Raw genomic sequence first — 19,985 nt, 5'->3', positions numbered from 1 at the left:
TCAGTGCTCGCGCTCCAGTCTCATGATGGTCAGTGGCCCGGGCCCGGCGGCCCGCTCGGACCGGCCGAACCGGGCGAGGGAGGTGCCGACGAAGACCGCCTCGGCGGTGAGGTCGCGGGCGTAGCCGAACAGGGGGCACTCGTGCTCACCCACCGTCAGCTCCACGTCGTCCACCACCACCCCGTCGCCGCCGTTCTTCGCCGCGTCGAGGGCCAGCTGTTCGCGGGCCTCGTGGCGGACGCGGCCGACCAGCCGGGTGTAGCCGTCGACCTCCTGGTTCCCGGCGGTCCAGCGGACCCGGCGGGAGGTGCGCCAGTCGTCGTGCCGGGTCGCGAGGCCGATTCCGAAGGCGAGTCCGGTGGGAACCCATCCGGCGTGCAGGAGCCTGGCGAAGTCCTGCCCGCCGAGATGCGACGTGAAGGGCAGACGCGGCCGGATGCGCGAACGGGCCCGCACCGCGGTACCGCGCACGGTGAACTCCACGCCTCCGGCCGGGAACTCTCCGATGCCCAGCCGCACCCCGACGATCCCGTCGCCGCCGAGCGTGCGGCACTCGGCCACGGCCCGGGCCAGCGCCAGCCTGCGCGCCGCGTACATCGTCCTCGCCAGCTGGGACAGGGACGGCGCCCACCTCGAGGGGGACGCCTTCGGATCGCCCTCGACCGGCCACGCGCCCGGGCAGCCCCATGCGCCGGTGTAGCCGATGGTGAAGACGGCCGTGCCGAGCACCTGCCCGACCGGTTCGAACCCGGCACCCCTGACCGCCGCGAACTCCCCGGACGACAGTGCCGAGTCCCATGGCCGGCCGGCCCGGGGATCGGCCGTACCGGCGGCTCCCGGCGGTCCGGCGTCTCGTCGGTGTGTCATCGCTCGGCAGCGTATGCCATCGCAAGGACCGTCCGGCATGCGGGGGTTGGCGCAAGGAGGCCGAGCCCGATCGCCAACGAGGCCGCACGTCCTGCCTCTTGGGTCCTCGCATCACTTCACGCGCATCGGGGGGGCCGGAGGCAGGGCGGCGGGCTTCGCCGTCAGGCGGCGACGAGCACCGGCCCTCCGGCCGCCAGCGCCTGTCGCAGCACCCCCGCCTGCTCCGCCGCGCCGCCCCCGGCCAGCAGCGCCGCGAGGACCGCGATCCTCGCCTGGGGCGCCCGCAGCGTTCCGGTCGGTACCGCCCCGGCGGCGACCAGGTCGACCGCACCGCCGTGCGTGTAGATCTCCGTCACCGGCCCGGCGCCGACCCGCGTGGTCAGCGCCACGAGCACGCCTCCCGCGATCGCCGCCTTCACCGCGTCCACGATCTCGGGCGTCGCGTTGCCCGCGCCCGTGCCGACCAGTACGATTCCCCGCGCTCCCGCCGCGACGGCGGCGTTCAGCAGCACGGGGTCCCCGTCGGCGTGGTGCATGACCACGTCCACCCGCGGCGGCAGCTCCGGCATGGCGGGCAGCGGCAGCGGGTCCGGCCGTACGGGGTTGCGCAGCACGGTGACCTTGCCGAAGCCGACCTTGCCCAGCAGTTCCTTGGACGGGTCGGCGAACGCGTCCAGCGCCACCGCCTGCGTCTTGACCGTCCCGCGCGCCGCGTGCACCCGCCCCGCGAACGCGATCAGGACACCGAGCCCGCGGGTGGTCGCGGCGGTCAGCAGGGCGTCGTAGAGATTGCCGGGGCCGTCCCCGTCCGCCGCCCCCATGGGCCGCTGCGAACCGGTGAAGACGACCGACCGGGCGTCGTGGTGGTGCAGGTCCACCAGGAACGCCGACTCCTCCAGCGTGTCCGTGCCGTGCGTGACCACGACGCCTTCCACCTCGGGGTCGGCGAGCACCTCGTGCACGGTCCGCAGCAGGGTCAGCTGGTGGGCGGTGGTCAGGCGCGGGCTGTTCACGCTGAACAGGTCGACGACGTCGACGGTGACGCCCTCGGGGAGCGGCGCGGTCGCCATGACCTCGGCCCCGTCGGCGTCGGCCGCGAACCCGGAACCCTGCCAGCGGCTGGCTATCGTCCCGCCGGTACTGATGACGACGATGCGTCCCATGCCCACGACCCTTCCCTCTCCCACACGACCCGCACAGACGTTCTCACCCTAGGTGGGCAATGCTAGGCGGATCTACGCGCAACGCGATTGCCAATTCAACCCCTCCCGCAACACTCGGTAGCTGATAATTGCCCCATGGACGCCATCGATCGAGAAATCTTGCGTGAGCTTCAGGCCGATGGGCGGCTCAGCAACCAGGAGCTGGCCCAGCGCGTGGGGCTGACCCCCTCCCCCTGCATGCGCCGGGTGCGCCAGCTCGAACAGGACGGGATCATCCAGGGCTACCGCGCGGTGATCTCCCCCGAAGCCGTGGGCCGCGGCTTCGAGGTCCTGGTGTCCGTCGAGGTCAGACGCGACCGCGCGGCCGTCGAGGCCTTCGAAGCGGCCCTCCAGGACATCCCCGACGTCATCGAGGCCTACCGCCTCTTCGGCAGCCCCGGCTGCCTCCTGCGCATCGCGGTGGCCGACCTCCGCGCCTACGAGCGCCTCTGGATCGAAAAGCTCACGGCCCTCTCGGGCGTCACGGAGGTCAACTCCCAGATCATCATGAAGCGCATCAAGGAACCCCTGGGCCTCCCGGTCTGAACCGCGGCGCGGAGTCAGCCGCCGTCACCGGGAGGGCCCGCTCGCGGGACGCCGCTCACCGCCGATGCCCTGCCGGTCGGCCGTCTGCGCGACGGCGCGGCGGGCGGGGTCGGTGAACTCCCGCTGGACGGATGCCTCGAGGAGGGCGAGCTCCGCGAGCACCGCGGGCAGACGCTCGGCCGGCAGGTTCTCGAGCAGGTCCTCCAGCAGCGCGCGGAGGCGCCTGCACACCTGGAAGGACGTGGCCCCGTACTCACGGATCTCGGTGACGGCGAGCTGTACGTAGTCCTCCCAGCCGCGGCCCGGCACCACCAGCCGGGGCCGGCCCTCGGCGTCGGCGAGCACGTACCGGCCGCGCAGGCGGGCCCGCCCGACCACGTGCAGGAACGTGTCGATGTGGTTGAGCACCTGCACGGCGGTCGTGGGGTCGTTGACGGCGGGAGAGAGGGCGCGGATGGCGATGTCGACGAGGATGCGCAGGGCGAAGGCCGGATCCTGCTCGATGGTGCGCTCGGTTCCGAGGGCGACCAGCCCGGTGACCCGCCGCGGGTCGGGCGCCGGCGCTGAGCCGTGGGCCTCGACGAGGGTGGTGCCGGGCGGCACGAAGTCGCCGACCTGGTGGGCCAGGACGAGGACGCAGTCGTGGCGGACGGCGGTGGCGATCAGGCCCGCCGCATCGAACGCCTGGACGACTCCGCCCCGTTCGGACCGGATGTGGGTCACCGGACCGGCAGGCGTCACGGCGGCCTCGTCGCGCGATGAGAGGCGCCGGACGTGCTCCGTCGCGCGCAGGAGCACCTTGGCACCCAGCCGCCCCACCAGATCGGCGATGGCCACGGGCCGGAGGTTGTGGGTGAACCGGTTGAGGTAGATCAGCAGGAGCATGAGGCTGACCGAGACGGCCACGCCGGCCAGGGTCACTCCCACATCGGGGACGTCGTCCGCCTCGATCCTGCGCAACAGGGAATAGGCATAGGCGAACGTCCCCGTGAACGTGGCCAGCACGGCTTTCTGCAGCCGGTCGCGGTACCACAGGCGCATGTAGCGCGGGGACAGCGTTCCCGTGGCCTGCTGGACGACGAGCACACCGATGGTCACGACGAATCCCAGCAGCGCGACCATGGCTCCGACGACGGAACTGAGCACACTGCTCGCCGTCGTCGCGGAGTACCGCCAGTCGTCCGGGACCCAGTCCGCCGTGTGCACCCCGGCGGCCCATTCGGCGAGCACCGCCCCCAGGAGGAGTCCGGTCAGGGGGACGATCCACAGGCTCGCCTTGGCGTACTGCCGCAACCGGAAGCGCGCCGCCCAGGACATCATCACCGGCTCGCACCCGGTCCGGGCCGCAGGCTGCTGGGGGCCCCGGGAGCCGGTGCGGGTTTCGACAGCACGGGCGGCCTCCGGAATCGGCGGTGCGATGCGGCCTGGGCGTCCAGTGCACGCTTTCCCAGCGTAAGGCGGAGTCCCCGCGGACGCAGGTGCGGCCCGCTCGGCAGGCTCGCCGGGACATGCGTGCCTAAGCTGACTGGGTACGTCGGAAGGGGGCGGAAGGGGTTCTCCCATGGCTGACTACCCGCTGATCGAAAATCACGGTCTGATCGGCGATCTGCAAACCGCGGCGCTGGTGACAACGGACGGAACGATCGACTGGTTCTGCTGCCCCCGGTTCGATTCTCCCAGTGTGTTCGGCGCCCTCCTCGACTGGGAGAAGGGCGGCCACTTCACGGTCAAGCCGACGGACAGCGCCTACACCACGAAGCAGTTGTACCTGCCGGACACCGCGATCCTCGTGACGCGGTTCATGACCGAGACCGGCGCCGGCGAGGTCGTCGACTTCATGCCGGTGACGGGGACGACGGCCACCGACCGCCACCGCCTGGTGCGCATGCTCCGCTGCGTACGCGGCAGCATGACCTTCCAGGTCGACATCGCGCCCCGGTTCGACTACGGCCGCAGGCCCCACACGCTGCACCTCACCGAGAGCGGAGCGGTGTTCACCTCGGACGACCTGGAACTCACCCTCAGCGTGGTGCGGGAACCCGAGGACGACCGGCTGGTGCACACCATCACCGGCGATCACGACCTGCGCGTCTCGCTCTCGCTCGAGGCCGGACAGCAGCGGGGCATGATCATGGAGTCGGCCGCGCAGGGCCCGCCGCGCGACATCCGTGTCGCCGAGTTCCAGGAGCTCTTCGCCGCCACCAGGGAGTACTGGCGGTCGTGGCTCCGCCAGTCGACGTACACGGGCCGGTGGCGCGAGACGGTGGAGCGCTCCGCCGTGACGCTGAAACTGATGACGTACGCACCCAGCGGCGCCCTGGTGGCGGCCCCCACGGCGGGGCTCCCGGAGCAACTGGGCGGCGAGCGCAACTGGGACTACCGGTTCACCTGGATCCGCGACGCGTCCTTCTCCGTGTACGCCCTGCTGGGGCTGGGGTTCACCGACGAGGCCAAGGCGTTCATCGGCTGGCTGGGCGACCGGGTGAAGGAGAAGGCCGGCCGGGACACGGACACGGGACCGCTGAACATCATGTACCGGGTGGACGGTTCCTCCGATCTCTACGAAGAGACCCTGGAGCACTGGGAGGGGTACCAGGGATCCGCCCCGGTGCGCATAGGCAACGGCGCGGCGACCCAGTTGCAGCTGGACATCTACGGCGAGGCGGTCGACAGCATCTCCTTCGCCCACCAGCACGGCATCCACCTGGACATCCAGGGCTGGACATCGCTGCGCACGCTGCTCGACTGGCTCGTGGACCACTGGGACCAGGCCGGTGAGGGGCTGTGGGAGACCCGCGGCGGCCGCCAGCACTTCACCTACGGCCGGGTGATGTCCTGGGTCGCGTTCGACCGCGCGCTGCGGCTGGCGGTCGACCACGGCAGGCCGGCCGAGAGCGGCCGCTGGACCGCCGAGCGCGACAGCATCTACGAGCAGGTCCTGGCGAAGGGCTGGGACCCGGGCCGCAGGGCCTTCGTCCAGCACTACGGCAGCGATGTGCTCGACTCCTCGCTGCTGCGGATGCCGACGGTCGGGTTCATCACGCCCGACGACCCGATGTGGACCTCCACACTGGACGCGATGGACCGCGAACTGGTCACCGACAGTCTGGTCTACCGGTACAACCCGGAGGCCTCGCCCGACGGTCTCCGGGGATCCGAGGGGACCTTCTCCCTGTGCACCTTCATGTACGTGGACGCCCTGGCGCGGGCCGGCCGCGCCGATCAGGCCAGGCTCGTGCTCGAGAAGATGATGACGTACGCCAACCACCTGGGCCTGTTCTCGGAGGAGATCGGCCTGACGGGCCGCCAGCTCGGCAACTTCCCGCAGGCCTTCACCCACCTCGCGCTCATCGATGCGGCCATCACGCTGGACGACACCCTGAACCGGTCACGGCCCTGATGCACGAGACGTCCCCTACGTCCCCTGCGTCGGCACGGGGCCGAGCAGAACGACGCGGTCGCCCTCCTGCGGGGTGAGGGTCTGCGTCCCGTCGACCGGAACCAGCCGGCCGTCGGCGCTGATCACGAACAGCGTTTCGTGTCCCGGCGGGAGCGGATCGGAGGCGGGCTGTACCCGGAACCGTGCGCCCTGTTCGTACCGTGCCGCCAGGACGTGCCGGACGGGTGCGCCGCCGAACAGGACGGCGCCGCCCGTGTAGGGCGCGACGACACCGTGGCTCTCGTGGGGGGGTCCCACCCGGTAGACGGGGCCCTCGACGTTGTCCTCGACCAGCACCGAGGCGAGGGCGTTGAAGTCGTCGTCGTCGGTGAGCAGGAAGACGGCGTTGACCCCCTCCAGCCGTGCCCGGGGGTTGGTGGCCGTCGCGAGCAGGTCTCCTCGGGCCAGTGTGATTCCGGCGTCCTTGATCCGTTCGCGTTCCTCGCCCAGTCCCGCCCACATCTGCACGTCGAGCCCCGCCGACCGGCTGAACAGGGCCGGGGCGACGGCGCAGACCGCCAGGAAGGTGAAGGCCACGCCGAAGAGCAGCAGCCTGCCCACGACCGCACGCGTGTGGCCGGTGAGGTTGCGCAGGTCGAGGCCGAGACCGGCGTCGTAGAGGATCACCGCCACGGACAGCGACACCAGGGCGGAGAAGGACTCCCCGATCAGCTGGTCCGGATGGATGACATCGGTGAGGGCGCCGGCGGCGAAGCCGGCCGGAAGCAGAAGGATCAGCGCGGGGACGCGCAGTTTGCCGGCGAGGATCTGGCAGGCGGCGGCCAGGGCCACGACCAGGGCGATGCCGAGGAGGATGTCTTCCTCGCTCACAGCGGTTTCCTTCCTCGTCGCACGGGCGCGACGGGGGACTCGACGAGGTTCCGGCGGCCGCGTTCCCGTCGGTGGACGGGAACGCGGCCGCGGGGTCGGTGCGGCGCCGCGAGGTCACTCGTGGTCGGCCACGTCACCCGTCGCGGGGCCGGTCCGTCGCAGGTCTCCCTCGGTGAGGGGCTCCAGCTCGCCATGGGTGTCCAGCCAGTACAGGAGGAAGACGGCCGGGGCGACGAGCAGCAGGGCGACGAAGCTGACCACCGACAGCCAGACCAGCGTCTGGGAATCGCCCGCCCCGTCCGCCACGGTCAGGGACGTGGGGATGAGGTAGGGGCGCTGCGCGAGCCCCCAGGCCAGGACGGCCGCGCCGACGGTGGCGACGGCGCCGAAGCGGGCCCAGTGCGTCCGTCCCCGCAGCACGAGGAGTCCCGTGGCGGCGAAGCACACCGCCGACACGATCGCGAGGGCGAGCCCCGCACCGTGGGTCAGTCCGTGCCAGACGTGGGGGGCGTCGCCGCGGGTGACGAGGAGCACGCCCACAGCCGTCAGGGCGACCGCGACGAGACTGGCGAGGGCGCGGAGCCGGAAGTAGCCGACGAGGTCGGGTGCGTCGAAGCGCACGGCGTCGGCGGTCAGGAACACGGCGCCGAGGAGCGCGGTCCCGGCGACCGTGACGAGCCCGAACAGGAGGGACGCGGAGTTGGCCCACGCGTCCGCCGAGGCTTCGGTGCCCGGTGCGATCCGGCCGGTGGCGACGGCGCCGACGGCCGCCCCGAGGAAGAACGGGGTGAGCAGGGAGGCGATGGCGAACAAGGCGCCGTAGAGACGGCGCCGGGCCAGCCGGCGGCTGGGTTTGCGCAGGGCGAATCCGGCGCCGCGCAGCACCATGCCGAGGGCGGCCAGCGCGAGGGGGAGCCACATGGCGGTGAACACCGTCTGGAACAGCACGGGGAACCCGGTCCACATGAGGATGAGGACGAAGACCAGCCAGACGTTGTTGACCTCCCACACGGGCGCCATGGCGTGGTCGATCAGCCATCTGGGGCGCTTGCCGCGCTCGGCTCCGCCGGCCGTCAGGTCCCAGAAGCCCGCCCCGTAGTCGGTCCCGCCGGCGCAGGCGTACGCGGTCACGGCGAGCAGCATCACGAAAGCGACGAGGTCGGCCATCAGCGTTCACCGGCCCCGGGTGCGGCGGAGCCGCTGTCTCCGTGCGACGGGGCGTCGCCGGCCGGGACGGGTGGGCGCGGGCCGTAGGGGGTGACCCCCTCCGGGTCCTCCACCGGCCGCCCGTCCGCCCGCTCGTCGGCCAGGCGCCAGCGGTCGCGCATCTTCAGCAGGACGACGAGGAACGCCCCGAAGATGAACAGGTAGATCACGACCACCAGGCCGAACATGATCCACAGGGTGGTGGAGCGGGTCGAGGTCACGGCCTCCGCGACGCGCATGTTCTGGTAGACGATCCAGGGCTGGCGCCCCACCTCGGTGGTGATCCAGCCGCATTCGACGGCGACGACGGAGCCGACGCCGGCGCAGGCGGCGCTGCGGTAGAACCACTTGGAGCGGGGCAGCCGGCGATGGCGCAGCCAGATCAGGCCGTAGACGAGGGCGAGGAGCAGGAGCACGCTGCCGAGCCCGACCATGGTGTCGAAGGCCCAGTGGGCGATCGTGGCCTGCGTGGCGTTCGGCCGGTCAGCGGCCGGCACGGAGGTCAGGCCGGTCACCTTCGTGTCCGGGCTGAACCCGGCCAGGATGGAGTCGAGCTGGGGGACCTTGATGCCGCCGGAGACGGTGCCGTCCGGATGGAGCCGGCCGAAGAGGTACTCCGGAACGTGGGTGTCGGTCTCCCAGACGATCTCCATCGCGGCGAACTTCACGGGCTGCTTCTGGAACACCTGCCGGGCGATCGAGTCCCCCAGGACGAACTGCACCGGGGTGGCCACCGCGGCGAGGGTGAAGGGGACCGCGAAGCCGAGCCGGTGGTAGTGGTCCCGGCGGCCGCGCAGCCATCCGACGGCGTAGACGCCCGCCACGACGTAGCCCGCCGTCACCAGCATCGCCACCACGAAGTGCCAGTACTGGGGCCCGAACATCGGGGTGAAGACGGCCTTCCAGACGTCGACGTCGACCGGGTCGCCCTGGGAGTCGAGCGAGAACCCCTGGGGGGTGTTCATCCACGAGTTGGCGGCCAAGATGCCGAAGGCGCCCAGCAGCGCGGTGGCCGGCAGCGGGAGCCCGAGCAGGAAGTGGGTGCGCGGCTTCAGCCTGCGCCAGCCGTACAGGTAGATGGCGATGAGCACCGCTTCGAGGAAGAACGCCCAGGCCTCGACACCGAACCCGATGCCGAAGACGTCGCCCCACCTGCCCATCAGCCCGGGCCAGAGCAGGCCGAATTCGAACGACAGTACGGTGCCGGTGACGACGCCGATCGCGAACTGCACGGCCATCACGGCCGACCAGCGCCGGGCCAGCAGCAGGGCGGTGGCGTCGTTCCCGCGCAGGCCGCGGTAGTGCATGACGAGGGTGATGAGCGGCAGTGCCACTCCCATCGGCACCAGGATGATGTGGGAGGCGAGGGTGAACGCCATGAGCTCCCGGGCCGGGAGCAGTTGGGCGGGGGCGTCTGCCGCCAGCAGGTGGACCGTGGTGTGCATGCGTTCCTTTGCCGCTCGGGAGGACGGGCCGGAGGAGGATCAGCCGCCGGTGGCGAAGCCGGGGAAGAGGGTCATCCCGCCGTCCACGTAGAGCGTCGTGCCCACCACGTAGTCCATGAGGTCGGAGGCGAGGGCCACCGCCGCGTGGGCGATGTCCTCCGGTTCGCCGATGCGCTCGTACGGGATCAGCCGCAGCAGATCCTTCCGGGCCTCGGGCGTCTCCCACGCGTCCCGGTTGATCGGTGTCTTGATGGCTCCGGGAGCGATCGCGTTCACGCGGATCTTCTTGGGCCCGAGCTCCTGGGCCAGGGTCGCCATCAGCATCTGCACGCCCCCCTTGGAGGAGGCGTAGTTCGCGTGCCCCGCCCAGGGAATGATCTGGTGCACCGAGCTCATGCAGATGATCTTCCCGGCCGCGCGGGACACCTCCGGGACCACGCCGCGCCGCAGGAACTCCTTCGTCGCTTCCCGCGCGCAGAGGAACTGACCCGTGAGGTTGACGTCCAGCACCTTCTGCCACTGGGCGAGCGTCATCTCCTCGAACCGGGCGTCGCGCTGCAGGCCGGCGTTGGCGACCAGGATGTCGATCGTGCCGAACTCCTGGACCATCCGGTCCGTCATGGCCACGACCTGGTCCTCCTGGGACACGTCCGCCTCGTACGCGGCGGCGCGCACGCCGAACGACCTGATCTCCGCCACCACCTTTTCGGCTTCTTCGGCGCCGGCGACGTAGTTCACGACCACGTCGGCGCCGGCCCGGCCCAGGCCGATGGCCGTGGCCTTTCCGATCCCGCTGTTGGCGCCGGTGACCAGCGCCTTCTGACCCTTGAGCAGGTCAGCGGAGATCGCTCCCCGCGGTACACCTTCGGTGGAACTCACGATCGGCCGCCTCCTCGTATGCCCGGTCCGGTCCGTCCGGTCCGCCGGACCGCGGCCCGGCAGGGTCCGCACCACCAAAGCACCCCCCTCGGTGATCGGGGTGGCGGGTGAGGCCGTCTTGGGCCACGCGGCCGAGCATCAACGCCCGGTCGGAGGACGGCGCGGGTCAGCCCAGCCGTTCCGCCAGGTGGTCGCCGACCCGCAGGGCGTTCGCGATCGCCGTGAGGGACGGATTGACCGCGCCGATGCTCGGGAAGAAGCTCGTGTCGACCACGTACAGGTTGTCCAGGTCGTGGGCCTTGCAGTTCACGTCCAGGGCGGAGGAGTCCGGGTCCTCGCCGAACCGCACGGTCCCGGCCTGGTGCGCCGTGGCACCGATCGGCATGCCCTTGTGGAGGTAGATGCTGCGCGTCAGGAGCTGGTGCTCGTGCATCCCCAGATGGCTGAGCATGCCCTGGAGCTTGTGCCGCAGGCGTTTGAGCCCCTCGATGTTGTTCTTCTCGTCGAGCACGAGACGGATGGTGCCGTCGCCGTCGACGGTGACCCGGTTGTCGGGGAGGGGGAGGTCCTCGCCGCACAGCCAGAAGTCGACCGCGTGGTGGGCCATGACCTCGAAGGGCATGTCGGGAGCCACGGCACCCGCCCAGCGGGGCGCCTCACCGTGGATCTGGTCGGCGTCCGACTTGCCGAGCATCTGGATGCCGCCCAGCGGGTAGTCCCAGTCGTCGGCCCCCAGGTACCAGTCGTGCAGGGCCAGGGTCTTCTGGAACTTCGTGTCGTTGGGCTCCTTCGAAAGGGCCATGAGGGCCAGGTTGTTGTGGCGCATGTAGTGCCGGCCGACCACGCCGGAGCTGTTCGCCAGGCCGCGGGGGTGGTGGTCGCCGGCCGAGGCCAGGAGGAGCGCCGCCGAGTTCACCGCCCCGCAGGCGACGACCACGATGTCCGCGGTGTAGGAGGTCTCCGCCCCGTCCTCGCTCCGGGTCACGACGCCGCTGACACGGCGTCCGGCCGGATCGGTCTCCAGCCGGACCACCCGCGCATGGGTGATCATCTCGACGTTCGGGTGGCGCAGGGCCGGCTCCACGCAGATCACCTGGGCGTCCGACTTGGCGCGCAGCAGGCAGGGGAAGCCGTCCACGCGGTCACAGCGGATGCAGGCGCTGGAGCTGGTCGCCCGACCGTTCTCGTCCTGCCGCAGGTCGACGCCGATGGGCAGGTGGAAGGGGTGCAGGCCCCGCTTCTCCAGGTCGTCGCTCAACTGCTGGATCCGCGGCTCGTGCTCGACCGGGGGGTGTGCGTACTGAGCGCTGTACGGGCCTTCCCACGGGTCCTCACCGTGGCGGCCGTGGACCAGGTAGAGGTGCTCGGCCTCGGTGTAGTAGGGCTCCAGGTCCTCGTACCGGATCGGCCAGGCCGGCGACAGCCCGCCGTGGTGGCGGATCTCCCCGAAGTCCTCGGGCCGCAGCCTGAAGAGGGCGGCGCCGTAGAACTTGGTGTTCCCCCCGACGTAGTAGTTGACCTCGGGCGGGAACGCGTCGCCGTGCTTGTCCAGCCAGAACTCCGGGGCGCGGTACTTGCCCTTGACGAACACGGCGGTGGAGTCCCAGTTGTCCCGCTCGCGCGGGAGGTAGCCACCGCGTTCGAGGATGAGTACCCGTTTGCCGGTCGGGGCGAGCCGGTGGGCGAGCGTACCGCCGCCCGCTCCCGAACCGATGATGACGACGTCGTAGTGCGGGGAGTCGCCCACGGCGACCACCGTCCTTGCGCTCACGGGTCCCGCCCTGTCACGGGGCCCTCTCGCCGCGTGCTGCCGGGGCGCGGAAGCCACCCCACCTCTTCGAACGTAGCCCCCGTTCCCCGGTACGGCGACCGGACGCGGAGCCCCTGCCCGGCCGTCACAGCACGGCGATCGGGTTCACGGGCGAGCCGGTGGCCGACGGCAGTCTGAGCGGGGCCACCACGCTCAGGAAGGACCAACGGCCCTCCCGGGCGCACGCCCGGGTCAACTCCTCGAACTGCAGGTAGTCCATCAGGGGCAGCCCCATGGCGTGCACCGCCAGCACGTGCACGGGGAAGCCGACCCCGGCGACCGCGCTGGGGGCGGTGTCGTTGTTGCCGTCCGAGCCCAGGGCGGCCACCTGCCGCTCGGCCAGGAACCGTACGGCCGTGGGATGGAGGCCGGCCCGGGCCCGCGCGGCGTTCCACGCCCCGCGCTCCTCGCGCCGCGGGCGGTGCCCGACCCGTACGAACAGCAGGTCCCCCGGCCCGACCCGGACGCCCTGGGCCGCCTCCGCCGCGGTCAGGTCGGCCTCGGTGACGTGCTCCCCGGGCTCCAGCCAGGGCACGCCCCGCAGCCTCGGAACGTCCAGGAGCACACCACGGCCGACGATGCCGTCCCGGACGACCTCGACGGAGAGCGCCCGGGCGCCCCGGGACGTCACGCTGCTCGCCGGCACGCCGTTGTAGAGCTCCCCGTCGAACACGACGTGGCAGAGCGCGTCGAGATGACTGTCCGCGTCGCCGTGCACGTTCATCGCGAACCGGTCGCGTGCGAAGCGCAGCCCCGCGTCCGCGGTCCCACCGGCGGCGGTCTCACGGGCTGCGGTCTCACCGGCTGCGGGGGCGATCATCCGGTGCTGCGCGGGGTCGGGATTGTCCGGTCCGGGCAGGGTTTCGATGGGCGCGGCCAGGGACACCGTCCGACCGGAGCGGACCTCGCGGGCGGCGGCCACCACGCGCTCGGGCGTCAGGTGGCCGAGCGTGCCGCGCCGGTCGTCCGGGGCGCGCGGACTCGCGCCGCGCAGTTCCTCGTACAGGGCCCGGAAGGCGTCACCCGTCATGGGCGGTGGCGTCGTCGACGGCCCGGTGTCGGGGGTCACCAGGACCCCCACGGGGCCAGGCCCCATCGCAGGACATGGCTCGCGCCCGGCTCCAGGACGGTGAGCGCCGTGCCGCTGCGGAAGGCGTCGGCCGGGCACGACATCGGCTCGACGGCGACGCCGCGCCGGCGCCGCCCGGGCTCCGCCAGGGTGTCCCCGGTGTAGACCTGCACGTACCGGACGCCGTCCATGAGCCGTACGTCGACGCCGTGGCTCCCCGACGGGTGCGCCAGCCGGACCGCACAGTGCCCGGCGGGGTCCCGGTCGAGCCCCCTATAGGCGGTGTCCAGCCGTACCCCGCCGATGGGCCGGGGAGCGCGGAAGTCGTACGCCGTGCCCTCGACCGGCTCCTCACCGGTCGGCAGGCCGTGTTCGTCGCCGCCGAGCCGGTGGCGGGCCGGCACGGTCAGCAGCGCGGTGTCCACCAGGTCGGTGCCCACGGTCAGGTAGGGGTGCTGGCCCACGCCGTAGGGCGCGGCCCCGTCCCCCACGTTGGTGGCCGTGACGGTGGTCTCGAGCCCCTCCGGGCCGAGCCGGTACTCGGCGGCGACCTCCAGCTGGTACGGGTATCCCGGCTGGGGGAAGAGGACGGCGCCCACCGTGACCGCGTCCTCGCCGCGGGCGAGCAGCCGCCACGGCACCCAGCGCAGGAGCCCGTGGATCGCGTTGCCGTTCTCCGGTTCCGTCAGCGGGAGGTGCAGGTCCTCGCCTCCGAAGCGGTAGCGCCCGCCGCCCACCCGGTTCGGCCAGGGCACGAGGAGCTGTCCCCGTCCGCCCGTGATCCGTTCACCGGCGGCGAATCCGTCGAGCAGCGGCCGCCCGTCCACCTCGTAGTGGCGCAGGGCTCCGCCCAGCTCGACCACCACCGCCGCCTGTGTGCCGTGGCTCAGCCGCCACTGCTGTCCTGATGCCGTGGGGGGCATGTGCGGCTCCTCTGTCGGTACGGTGCGGAGCTGGGCGGCTGCTGGGCGGCGGCTTCCACCACGGCCCGCCGGTGGCCTCAGGCGGAGCCGGGCGCGCCGGAGGGGGGAGGTCCGGCCGGCGGCTCCGCGGGGGTGCCCACGGCGGGAACGGCGGGCCCGGGCGGCAGCAGCTGGGTCGTCACGAAGGCCACGACGGCTGCGATGATCACCACGGGGGTCATGGCGACGCTGCCGAGCACCAGGACGACGAGCACGATGCTGCTGACCGGCAGCCGCAGGGCGCTGGTCGTCGCGGCCGCCATGCCCGCGGCCATTCCCGGTACGACCCCGAGGCCCGGCAGGGGCGCGAGCAGCACACCCACGGCGCAGCCCAGGAAGAGCGAGGGGAACACGGGGCCGCCCCGGAGACTGCCCAGGCACAGGGAGTAGGCGACGGCCGTGCAGAGCACCACGGCGATCAGGGCCCCGACCCCCCAGGCGTGCGGATCGGCGGTCATCCGGCTCAGCGTCGTCTGGCCGGAGGAGGCCACGTTCGCGGGCGAGCGGCCGGTGGTGAGCGCGTACACGGCGGAGCAGACGCCGGCCCCCAGGGCGCACAGGGTCGTACGGGGGACGGGACGCTTCGCGACGAACCGCGCGGTCAGCCGCCCTCCTCGCATGATCAGATGCAGGAGGGCACCGATGACCACGGCCATCGGGACCGCCCAGAGCACGTCCCCGGCGTCGAGGTGCGGTTCGGGCACGCCCAGCTTCACGGAGAGGCTCGGCGCGTCGAGACCGGTCCAGCGGCCGAGGCCGGTGAACACGAGCGAGCCCACCCCGCTCGACAGCAGCGCGGGCAGCATGACCGCGAACAGCTGCGGTCCGCCCACCCCGGCCACCTCGATGAGCAGGACCCCGGCCACCAGCGGGCTGCCGAAGATCACCGCGACTGCGGCCGCGGCTCCCGCCGCGCCGAGGAGCGCCGTGCTCTTGGCCGTCGCGGGGGCCCGCGCAAGATCCCTGAAGAGCAGGACGAGGCCGCCACCGAGGGCGATCAAGGGGGCCTCCGGGCCGAGCGTGGCGCCGAGGGGAAGACTGATCAGGGCGGCGAGGATCACGCCGGGCAGTGCTCTCGCCGAGCTGCCGCCCGTGTGCAGTCCCCCGGCGGGGATGTGACCGCCGGCGCCGGGAAGGTGGGTGACCACGAGCCCGACGGCCACGCCGGCCACCAGCAGCAGCGGCAGCGGCCACCACCACGGCGGTGCGTCCCAGCCCAGTGCCTGCGGCAGAGCGGACCACATCAGCTGCTCCAGCTCGTGCAGGGAGACCAGGAACCAGAACGCCACCAGCGACACCGGAACACCGACGAGGGCGCAGAACGCCAGCGCCTTGAGGTAACCGGGACTGCGCAGTAGTGCGCGCAGCTGGTCAGCCTCTTCGGGCTGTGTCCCCTCGGCAGGCCCCGCGGGGCGCGGATCCGACACCGTCATGGGATGTTTCCCGTCTCGGTTCATCATGTCCGTTCCAGGCGAGGCGTCCGGTCCCCTCCGGTCCGTGAAGAGCGCGCCGGTCGGAAGACCTCGGGCTGATCGTCTTGACGGCCGTGCCGCCGCGGGGCACGGCGTCAGAGCCATTGCAGCATCCGGCCGGAGGCTTCGCATGTCCGGACCGGGCCGGGGGTCAGGGTCCGCGGAGCGCCGCAGGGCGGCCGGAAGGCCTGGGCCTGCGGCCCCCGGCGGGGCGTGCGGTCAGGTGCGGGGCGTGCGGTCAGGCCGCCGGCACTTCCTGCGCCGGCAGCCGGCCCTCGCGCACCGCGTCGACCAGGGCCCGGTGGTCGCGTTCGTTCTGGTCGGCGTAGGCCTCGGAGAACGTGGTGAGCGCCCGCTCGAAGGCTTCGCCGCGGCCCAGGTACGCGGCGATCGCGATCCGGTCCCCGGAACGCGCGTGCGCGCGGGCGAGGGTGGTGCCGCACACGTCGCCGAAGGCCGCCAGCTGTCGGGGTGACATGGTCTCCGGCATGGCGATGCCCTTCCAGTCGCGTAGCTGGCGGATGTAGAAGTCGCGCCGCCTGCCGTCGATCCCGTCCACCCGCTGCCAGCCGAGGAAGATGTCGCTCGCGGCCTGCATCAACCGCTGTCCGGCGACCACGCGCTCGCCCTGGTTGCGGTACATGCTCGCGCCGACGTGCTCGGCGAGTACGGAGGTGTCCGCCTCCTTGGCCTGGAGGAAGAGCGGGTCCCGGCCGTCGCGGCCGAGGAGCAGGAAGATCCAGCAGCGGGTGCCGACGCTGCCGACGCCGACCACCTTGCGCGCCACGTCGGCGAGTTGGTAGTCCTCCAGGAGGACCCGCCGGTCGCTGCTCAGCGTATGGCCGTAGTGCTCGAGCAGGCTGCGGCACTGGCGCAGGAACGCGCTGCGCTCGACGTCCGGCAGCAGGTCGGCCATCGGCACCAGCAGCGGGGGGTCCGGCGCGATCCTCGGCCGGCCGTCCACCACCTCCGTGAGCTTGTCGAAGACCTGCAGGCTGTCGTGCGAGCGGGCCCTGGCCATGGCACTGGACAGCTTCTTCTGGCCGCGTTTGTGGAGCTGCTGTGTGGCGAGGGCCTCCAGGCGGTCCGCGTCGATCTTCGCGTACCAGACCTCGAGGTCGCCCATGCCGGCGAAGCCGGTCATCGCCTCACGGTAGGCGCGGACGGCCGTCTGGACGATCCGTGCGCGTTCGCGGTCGTCGAAGCCGTTCGCCCGGGCGGCGATCACCAGACTCGTGGACAGCCGTTTGACGTCCCACTCCCAGGGACCGGGCAGCGTCTCGTCGAAGTCGTTGATGTCGAACATCAGCCGCCGCTCCGGCGAGGCCAGCAGCCGGAAGTTCAGCAGGTGCGCGTCGCCGCACAGCTGGGTCGTGATCCCCGTGTCGGGACTGCCGGCCAGGTCGGACGCCATGATCGCGGCGGCTCCCCGGTAGAACCGGAAGGGAGACTCGGACATCCTGCTGTAGCGGATCGGGACCAGTTCGGGCACCCGCGCCGCGGACTGCGCCTCCAGGATCGCCAGGGGGTCCGGCCTGTCCGAGGACGGTTCGTACACGGCGTGCGACGACCGCGGCGAGCGGCGCCGGGCCGCCTTGCCGTGGGCCGCCCGTTCCTCCGGTGTGCTGTGGGGCACCGCGCGCATCGCGGTGATCGCGTTCTGGGACATCGGTGCACTCCTGCCCTGGGCCCAGCGGTCCGTCGCGTCAGCCCCGGGAGTCGATCTCGGCCTCGGCGACGGCGATCGCGATGCCCAGGGCCGTGGCGATGTTGCCGGCTGCCGTCATGACGCGGGCGGTGCCCACGATGGGGGCGATGGCGACCAGCACGTCCTGCAACTGCTCGGCGGTCAGCCCGGCCTTGAGGGCGGGGTCGATGTGGGCGGCGTACGAGATCGGCGGGGCGTCCGAGGCGGCGAGCGCCGCGATACGGGTGAGCAGCAGCATGTCCGGTGCCAGCCCGCACCGTTCGAGCGAGTCGCCCGTCATGGCGACGAGGGTGTCCAGGACCGGGGTTTCGGATGCAGTGGACATGTCGCACGTCCTCCGGGGTGTCGTCCCGCCCGAGCTCGGGGAGTGAGTGGAGCGGTGAAGAAGCGGTGCCCTCCACGCGTTGATCACGGGCATGCCTCCACTTCACTCTAGGACCTCACGGGGTACGGCGCATGGGGCGCGGGACGCACCCGGCCCGGGGATGCCCGGCCTGCCGCGCGGCGTCACAATGAGCCTCACCCGCTGTTCCCGCCGTGCCCGCTGTTCCTGGCGGATTGGAGGCATCCGTGAAGGACCTCTCGTTCGAGCAGAAGAGTTCACTGTCACGCCTCGAGGCCGCTGATCGGCTCTCCGCGCTCGCGGAGGCACTGAGGCACGGCGGCAACGCCGAACTGGATCTCGGTCCGGGGACGTTGACCCTGCGGATCCCTGACGAACTGCGCACCGAGATCGAGGTCGAGGTCGGCGACGGGGAGATCGAGCTGGAGATCGAACTCAAGTGGCGCACCGCGCCGCCCGATGGCGCGCCGTCCGGGGGCGCGCCGTCGCGGACGGAGGCCGGCACCGGGTAGGGGCGGTGCCGGCGGGCGGCCGGCCGGGCCGGCGACGGTGGCCCTGCCCCGGGGGCCGTTCAGCGGCAGCTGGACGCGGGGTCGTCGTGGGTGAGCGCGCAGACCATCTGCTCACCGCGCCCGTGCTCGGGGTAGGTCTCGACGAGCTCTGCCGTGAAGTCCTTCCACTGGCGGGCTATGTCCCGGGAGGCAAGCTCGGAAGCCCGCTGGAAGTTGCCGTTCCCCGAACGCCTGGAGGCCTCGGTGTCCTTGTTGAGGGTGCCGTTGTGCTTGATGCGTCCGGAGCAGTCGACGGGCTTGACACCGGTCGAATCGAAGTCGGGGTAGCAGCCGGTGGCCAGGTCCTCGGGGATCAGCCGGGCGGCTTCCCGCGTCCAGTCGGCGTCGTTCATGGAGCTGTAGCGGCGGATGTCGAAGAACGGCGCGACGGTGGTCCGGTTCAGGCCGGGCGGATGGGTGAGGCCGACCGGGGCCGAGCCGTCGGCCTTGTCGGACCAGTTGCCGTGGGAGTAGAAGTCCTCGATCGCGTGCCAGCCGCGGCCGAGCTGTTCCAGGACGTCGCACTTGGCGCGGTCCGGCCTCTCGTTCCACGTGCACGGAGGGTCCAGCGCGCTCTGGCCCGGGACGATCCGGCCCTGGGCGTCGACCAGCCCGTCGGCATCGCGGACGGCGGCCCGCTGGCGGGCGACGGAGCCGCGGACGCAGGCGAGCAGTTCGGTGGTCGCCTCGTCACGGGTACGCGGGTACGCGGACCCGTACCGCGGGGCGAGGTAGTCGGCGTTGTCGCAGTGCAGGATGCCGAGGCCGAAGTAGTCGCCCTGGTCGTCGGCCACGATCGCCCCCTGGCGGGAATCGGCCATCGCCGACAGCGACCCGGGCTCCCAGCTCAGGGCGGCGCGCGTGATCTTCTCGTGGTTACCGCCGCTGAACGCCCGCGCCGGACCGGGCACCAGCGCGACCAGGCATGCCCCGCAGGCGAGCGCCGTGGCGGGCAGTCGCCGCGCGGCGGTCGAGAAGGCGTGCGACATGAGACCTCCCGAGGACGCGGGCTGCGACGAACGGTCCCTCCCCCCACCATCGCAGCCGGGAAATTCCCGCGCGAGCCGGATCACCGGGCCGTGAGGAGGGTGGTGACGGGCCCGACCCGTCGGTCCTCCCGCGGGTGGGGGCTTCGCGGTCACCCGCATGGCGATACACGACGAGTGAGGTGAGAATGAGCATGCGGCGTTGCCCGCCGCGCGGTGGAGTCAGGCGCTCCACGCGAAGTCGACAGGCCGGCCGGGGCGCAGCAGCCGGGCGACGGGCGAACTCACCGAAGATTCCGGAAGCCGGGGCCACCGGGATCCCGCCGGCCCGTACGTACGGTTGAAACACAGGTGATGGCTCATGTGCCGATGGCTCGCCTATTCGGGAACCCCCATGCTGCTCGACACCATCCTGTACAAACCCGCCCACTCGCTGATCGACCAGAGCCTGCACTCCAAGCTGGGTGTGGAGACGACGAACGGGGACGGGTTCGGCATCGGCTGGTACTCCGAGGACAACCACACCCCGGCGCTCCTGCGGGACGTCGGTCCCGCCTGGAACAACCGCAACCTTCGGGAGATGGCCGACCACGTCCGCTCCCCGTTGTTCTTCGCCCACATCCGGGCGTCGACCGGGACCGCGGTCCAGCAGTCGAACTGCCACCCGTT

Annotated in this window: 18 protein-coding genes; 4 read left to right on the top strand and 14 right to left on the bottom strand. The window is 72.0% G+C overall.

Going from position 1 to position 19,985, the window contains the following annotated elements:
• Entirely contained in the window at window positions 1-867 is an 867-nt protein-coding gene (locus tag ABZY44_RS02045) for a heavy metal-binding domain-containing protein (RefSeq protein WP_356649611.1), read from the bottom strand.
• Between the two features lie 161 nt (window positions 868-1,028).
• The gene (locus ABZY44_RS02040; protein WP_356649610.1) at window positions 1,029-2,030 is read right to left on the bottom strand and encodes an asparaginase; all 1,002 of its coding nucleotides are present in this window, start codon (window positions 2,028-2,030) and stop codon (window positions 1,029-1,031) included.
• A 135-nt stretch (window positions 2,031-2,165) separates the two neighbouring features.
• On the opposite strand from ABZY44_RS02040, the gene ABZY44_RS02035 reads away from it, so the two are divergent.
• Window positions 2,166-2,615, top strand: coding sequence for an Lrp/AsnC family transcriptional regulator (locus ABZY44_RS02035; RefSeq protein WP_356649609.1), 450 nt, complete (start codon window positions 2,166-2,168; stop codon window positions 2,613-2,615).
• A 24-nt stretch (window positions 2,616-2,639) separates the two neighbouring features.
• Here the strand turns inward: ABZY44_RS02035 and ABZY44_RS02030 are convergent, their stop codons facing one another.
• A complete protein-coding gene (locus ABZY44_RS02030; RefSeq protein WP_356649737.1) occupies window positions 2,640-3,935 on the bottom strand; it encodes a DUF2254 domain-containing protein in 1,296 nt (431 codons plus the stop codon).
• Window positions 3,936-4,176: 241 nt separating this feature from the next.
• Here ABZY44_RS02030 and ABZY44_RS02025 point away from each other — a divergent pair, with 241 nt between their 5' ends.
• Entirely contained in the window at window positions 4,177-6,015 is a 1,839-nt protein-coding gene (locus ABZY44_RS02025) for a glycoside hydrolase family 15 protein (protein WP_356649608.1), read from the top strand.
• 15 nt (window positions 6,016-6,030) lie between these two features.
• Here the strand turns inward: ABZY44_RS02025 and ABZY44_RS02020 are convergent, their stop codons facing one another.
• The 10 genes from ABZY44_RS02020 to ABZY44_RS01975 all read right to left on the bottom strand — a co-directional run bounded on the left by ABZY44_RS02020 (window position 6,031) and on the right by ABZY44_RS01975 (window position 17,761).
• Window positions 6,031-6,885, bottom strand: coding sequence for a cation:proton antiporter (locus ABZY44_RS02020; RefSeq protein WP_356649607.1), 855 nt, complete (start codon window positions 6,883-6,885; stop codon window positions 6,031-6,033).
• A 114-nt stretch (window positions 6,886-6,999) separates the two neighbouring features.
• Window positions 7,000-8,052 carry a cytochrome d ubiquinol oxidase subunit II gene (locus ABZY44_RS02015; RefSeq protein WP_356649606.1) on the bottom strand — a complete coding sequence of 351 codons (1,053 nt, stop codon included), beginning with the start codon at window positions 8,050-8,052 and terminating at the stop codon, window positions 7,000-7,002.
• Window positions 8,052-9,536, bottom strand: coding sequence for a cytochrome ubiquinol oxidase subunit I (locus ABZY44_RS02010; protein ID WP_356649605.1), 1,485 nt, complete (start codon window positions 9,534-9,536; stop codon window positions 8,052-8,054). Before ABZY44_RS02010 ends, ABZY44_RS02015 begins: the two co-directional genes overlap by 1 nt.
• A gap of 39 nt (window positions 9,537-9,575) precedes the next feature.
• Window positions 9,576-10,415, bottom strand: coding sequence for an SDR family oxidoreductase (locus ABZY44_RS02005; RefSeq protein WP_356649604.1), 840 nt, complete (start codon window positions 10,413-10,415; stop codon window positions 9,576-9,578).
• A 166-nt stretch (window positions 10,416-10,581) separates the two neighbouring features.
• Entirely contained in the window at window positions 10,582-12,162 is a 1,581-nt protein-coding gene (locus ABZY44_RS02000; RefSeq protein ID WP_356649736.1) for a GMC family oxidoreductase, read from the bottom strand.
• A 148-nt stretch (window positions 12,163-12,310) separates the two neighbouring features.
• Window positions 12,311-13,255: a cyclase family protein gene (locus ABZY44_RS01995; RefSeq protein ID WP_356649603.1), complete on the bottom strand. Its 945-nt coding sequence runs from the start codon at window positions 13,253-13,255 to the stop codon at window positions 12,311-12,313.
• 35 nt (window positions 13,256-13,290) lie between these two features.
• Complete coding sequence (locus ABZY44_RS01990; protein WP_356649602.1) at window positions 13,291-14,217, bottom strand: aldose 1-epimerase family protein; 927 nt, start codon at window positions 14,215-14,217, stop codon at window positions 13,291-13,293.
• A 77-nt stretch (window positions 14,218-14,294) separates the two neighbouring features.
• Entirely contained in the window at window positions 14,295-15,689 is a 1,395-nt protein-coding gene (locus ABZY44_RS01985; RefSeq protein WP_356649601.1) for a chloride channel protein, read from the bottom strand.
• Window positions 15,690-15,966: 277 nt separating this feature from the next.
• Window positions 15,967-17,397 carry a DUF2252 domain-containing protein gene (locus tag ABZY44_RS01980; RefSeq protein WP_356649600.1) on the bottom strand — a complete coding sequence of 477 codons (1,431 nt, stop codon included), beginning with the start codon at window positions 17,395-17,397 and terminating at the stop codon, window positions 15,967-15,969.
• A 37-nt stretch (window positions 17,398-17,434) separates the two neighbouring features.
• Window positions 17,435-17,761, bottom strand: coding sequence for a carboxymuconolactone decarboxylase family protein (locus tag ABZY44_RS01975; protein ID WP_356649599.1), 327 nt, complete (start codon window positions 17,759-17,761; stop codon window positions 17,435-17,437).
• Between the two features lie 245 nt (window positions 17,762-18,006).
• Here ABZY44_RS01975 and ABZY44_RS01970 point away from each other — a divergent pair, with 245 nt between their 5' ends.
• Window positions 18,007-18,291 carry an amphi-Trp domain-containing protein gene (locus ABZY44_RS01970; protein ID WP_356649598.1) on the top strand — a complete coding sequence of 95 codons (285 nt, stop codon included), beginning with the start codon at window positions 18,007-18,009 and terminating at the stop codon, window positions 18,289-18,291.
• A gap of 59 nt (window positions 18,292-18,350) precedes the next feature.
• On the opposite strand, the gene ABZY44_RS01965 is transcribed toward ABZY44_RS01970, so the two are convergent.
• Window positions 18,351-19,319, bottom strand: a complete 969-nt coding sequence (locus tag ABZY44_RS01965; protein WP_356649597.1) for a hypothetical protein — start codon at window positions 19,317-19,319, stop codon at window positions 18,351-18,353.
• A 358-nt stretch (window positions 19,320-19,677) separates the two neighbouring features.
• Here ABZY44_RS01965 and ABZY44_RS01960 point away from each other — a divergent pair.
• Window positions 19,678-19,985 (top strand): class II glutamine amidotransferase (locus ABZY44_RS01960; RefSeq protein WP_356649596.1); only part of this gene is annotated, 308 nt, incomplete at its 3' end.

It is taken from the genome of Streptomyces sp. NPDC006544, from assembly GCF_040611715.1.
GTDB lineage: Bacteria > Actinomycetota > Actinomycetes > Streptomycetales > Streptomycetaceae > Streptomyces.
The sequence above is the reverse complement of the archived record's forward strand: the minus strand, read 5'-3'. Positions and strand labels throughout refer to the sequence as shown.

What these genes read in the sequence shown, in the direction of transcription:
- ABZY44_RS02045 (WP_356649611.1), bottom strand. Translation starts at nt 867, where the DNA reads ATGACACACCGACGAGACGCCGGACCGCCGGGAGCCGCCGGTACGGCC.
- ABZY44_RS02040 (WP_356649610.1), bottom strand. Translation starts at nt 2,030, where the DNA reads ATGGGACGCATCGTCGTCATCAGTACCGGCGGGACGATAGCCAGCCGC.
- ABZY44_RS02035 (WP_356649609.1), top strand. Translation starts at nt 2,166, where the DNA reads ATGGACGCCATCGATCGAGAAATCTTGCGTGAGCTTCAGGCCGATGGG.
- ABZY44_RS02030 (WP_356649737.1), bottom strand. Translation starts at nt 3,935, where the DNA reads ATGATGTCCTGGGCGGCGCGCTTCCGGTTGCGGCAGTACGCCAAGGCG.
- ABZY44_RS02025 (WP_356649608.1), top strand. Translation starts at nt 4,177, where the DNA reads ATGGCTGACTACCCGCTGATCGAAAATCACGGTCTGATCGGCGATCTG.
- ABZY44_RS02015 (WP_356649606.1), bottom strand. Translation starts at nt 8,052, where the DNA reads ATGGCCGACCTCGTCGCTTTCGTGATGCTGCTCGCCGTGACCGCGTAC.
- ABZY44_RS02010 (WP_356649605.1), bottom strand. Translation starts at nt 9,536, where the DNA reads ATGCACACCACGGTCCACCTGCTGGCGGCAGACGCCCCCGCCCAACTG.
- ABZY44_RS01995 (WP_356649603.1), bottom strand. Translation starts at nt 13,255, where the DNA reads ATGACGGGTGACGCCTTCCGGGCCCTGTACGAGGAACTGCGCGGCGCG.
- ABZY44_RS01990 (WP_356649602.1), bottom strand. Translation starts at nt 14,217, where the DNA reads ATGCCCCCCACGGCATCAGGACAGCAGTGGCGGCTGAGCCACGGCACA.
- ABZY44_RS01985 (WP_356649601.1), bottom strand. Translation starts at nt 15,689, where the DNA reads ATGACGGTGTCGGATCCGCGCCCCGCGGGGCCTGCCGAGGGGACACAG.
- ABZY44_RS01980 (WP_356649600.1), bottom strand. Translation starts at nt 17,397, where the DNA reads ATGTCCCAGAACGCGATCACCGCGATGCGCGCGGTGCCCCACAGCACA.
- ABZY44_RS01975 (WP_356649599.1), bottom strand. Translation starts at nt 17,761, where the DNA reads ATGTCCACTGCATCCGAAACCCCGGTCCTGGACACCCTCGTCGCCATG.
- ABZY44_RS01965 (WP_356649597.1), bottom strand. Translation starts at nt 19,319, where the DNA reads ATGTCGCACGCCTTCTCGACCGCCGCGCGGCGACTGCCCGCCACGGCG.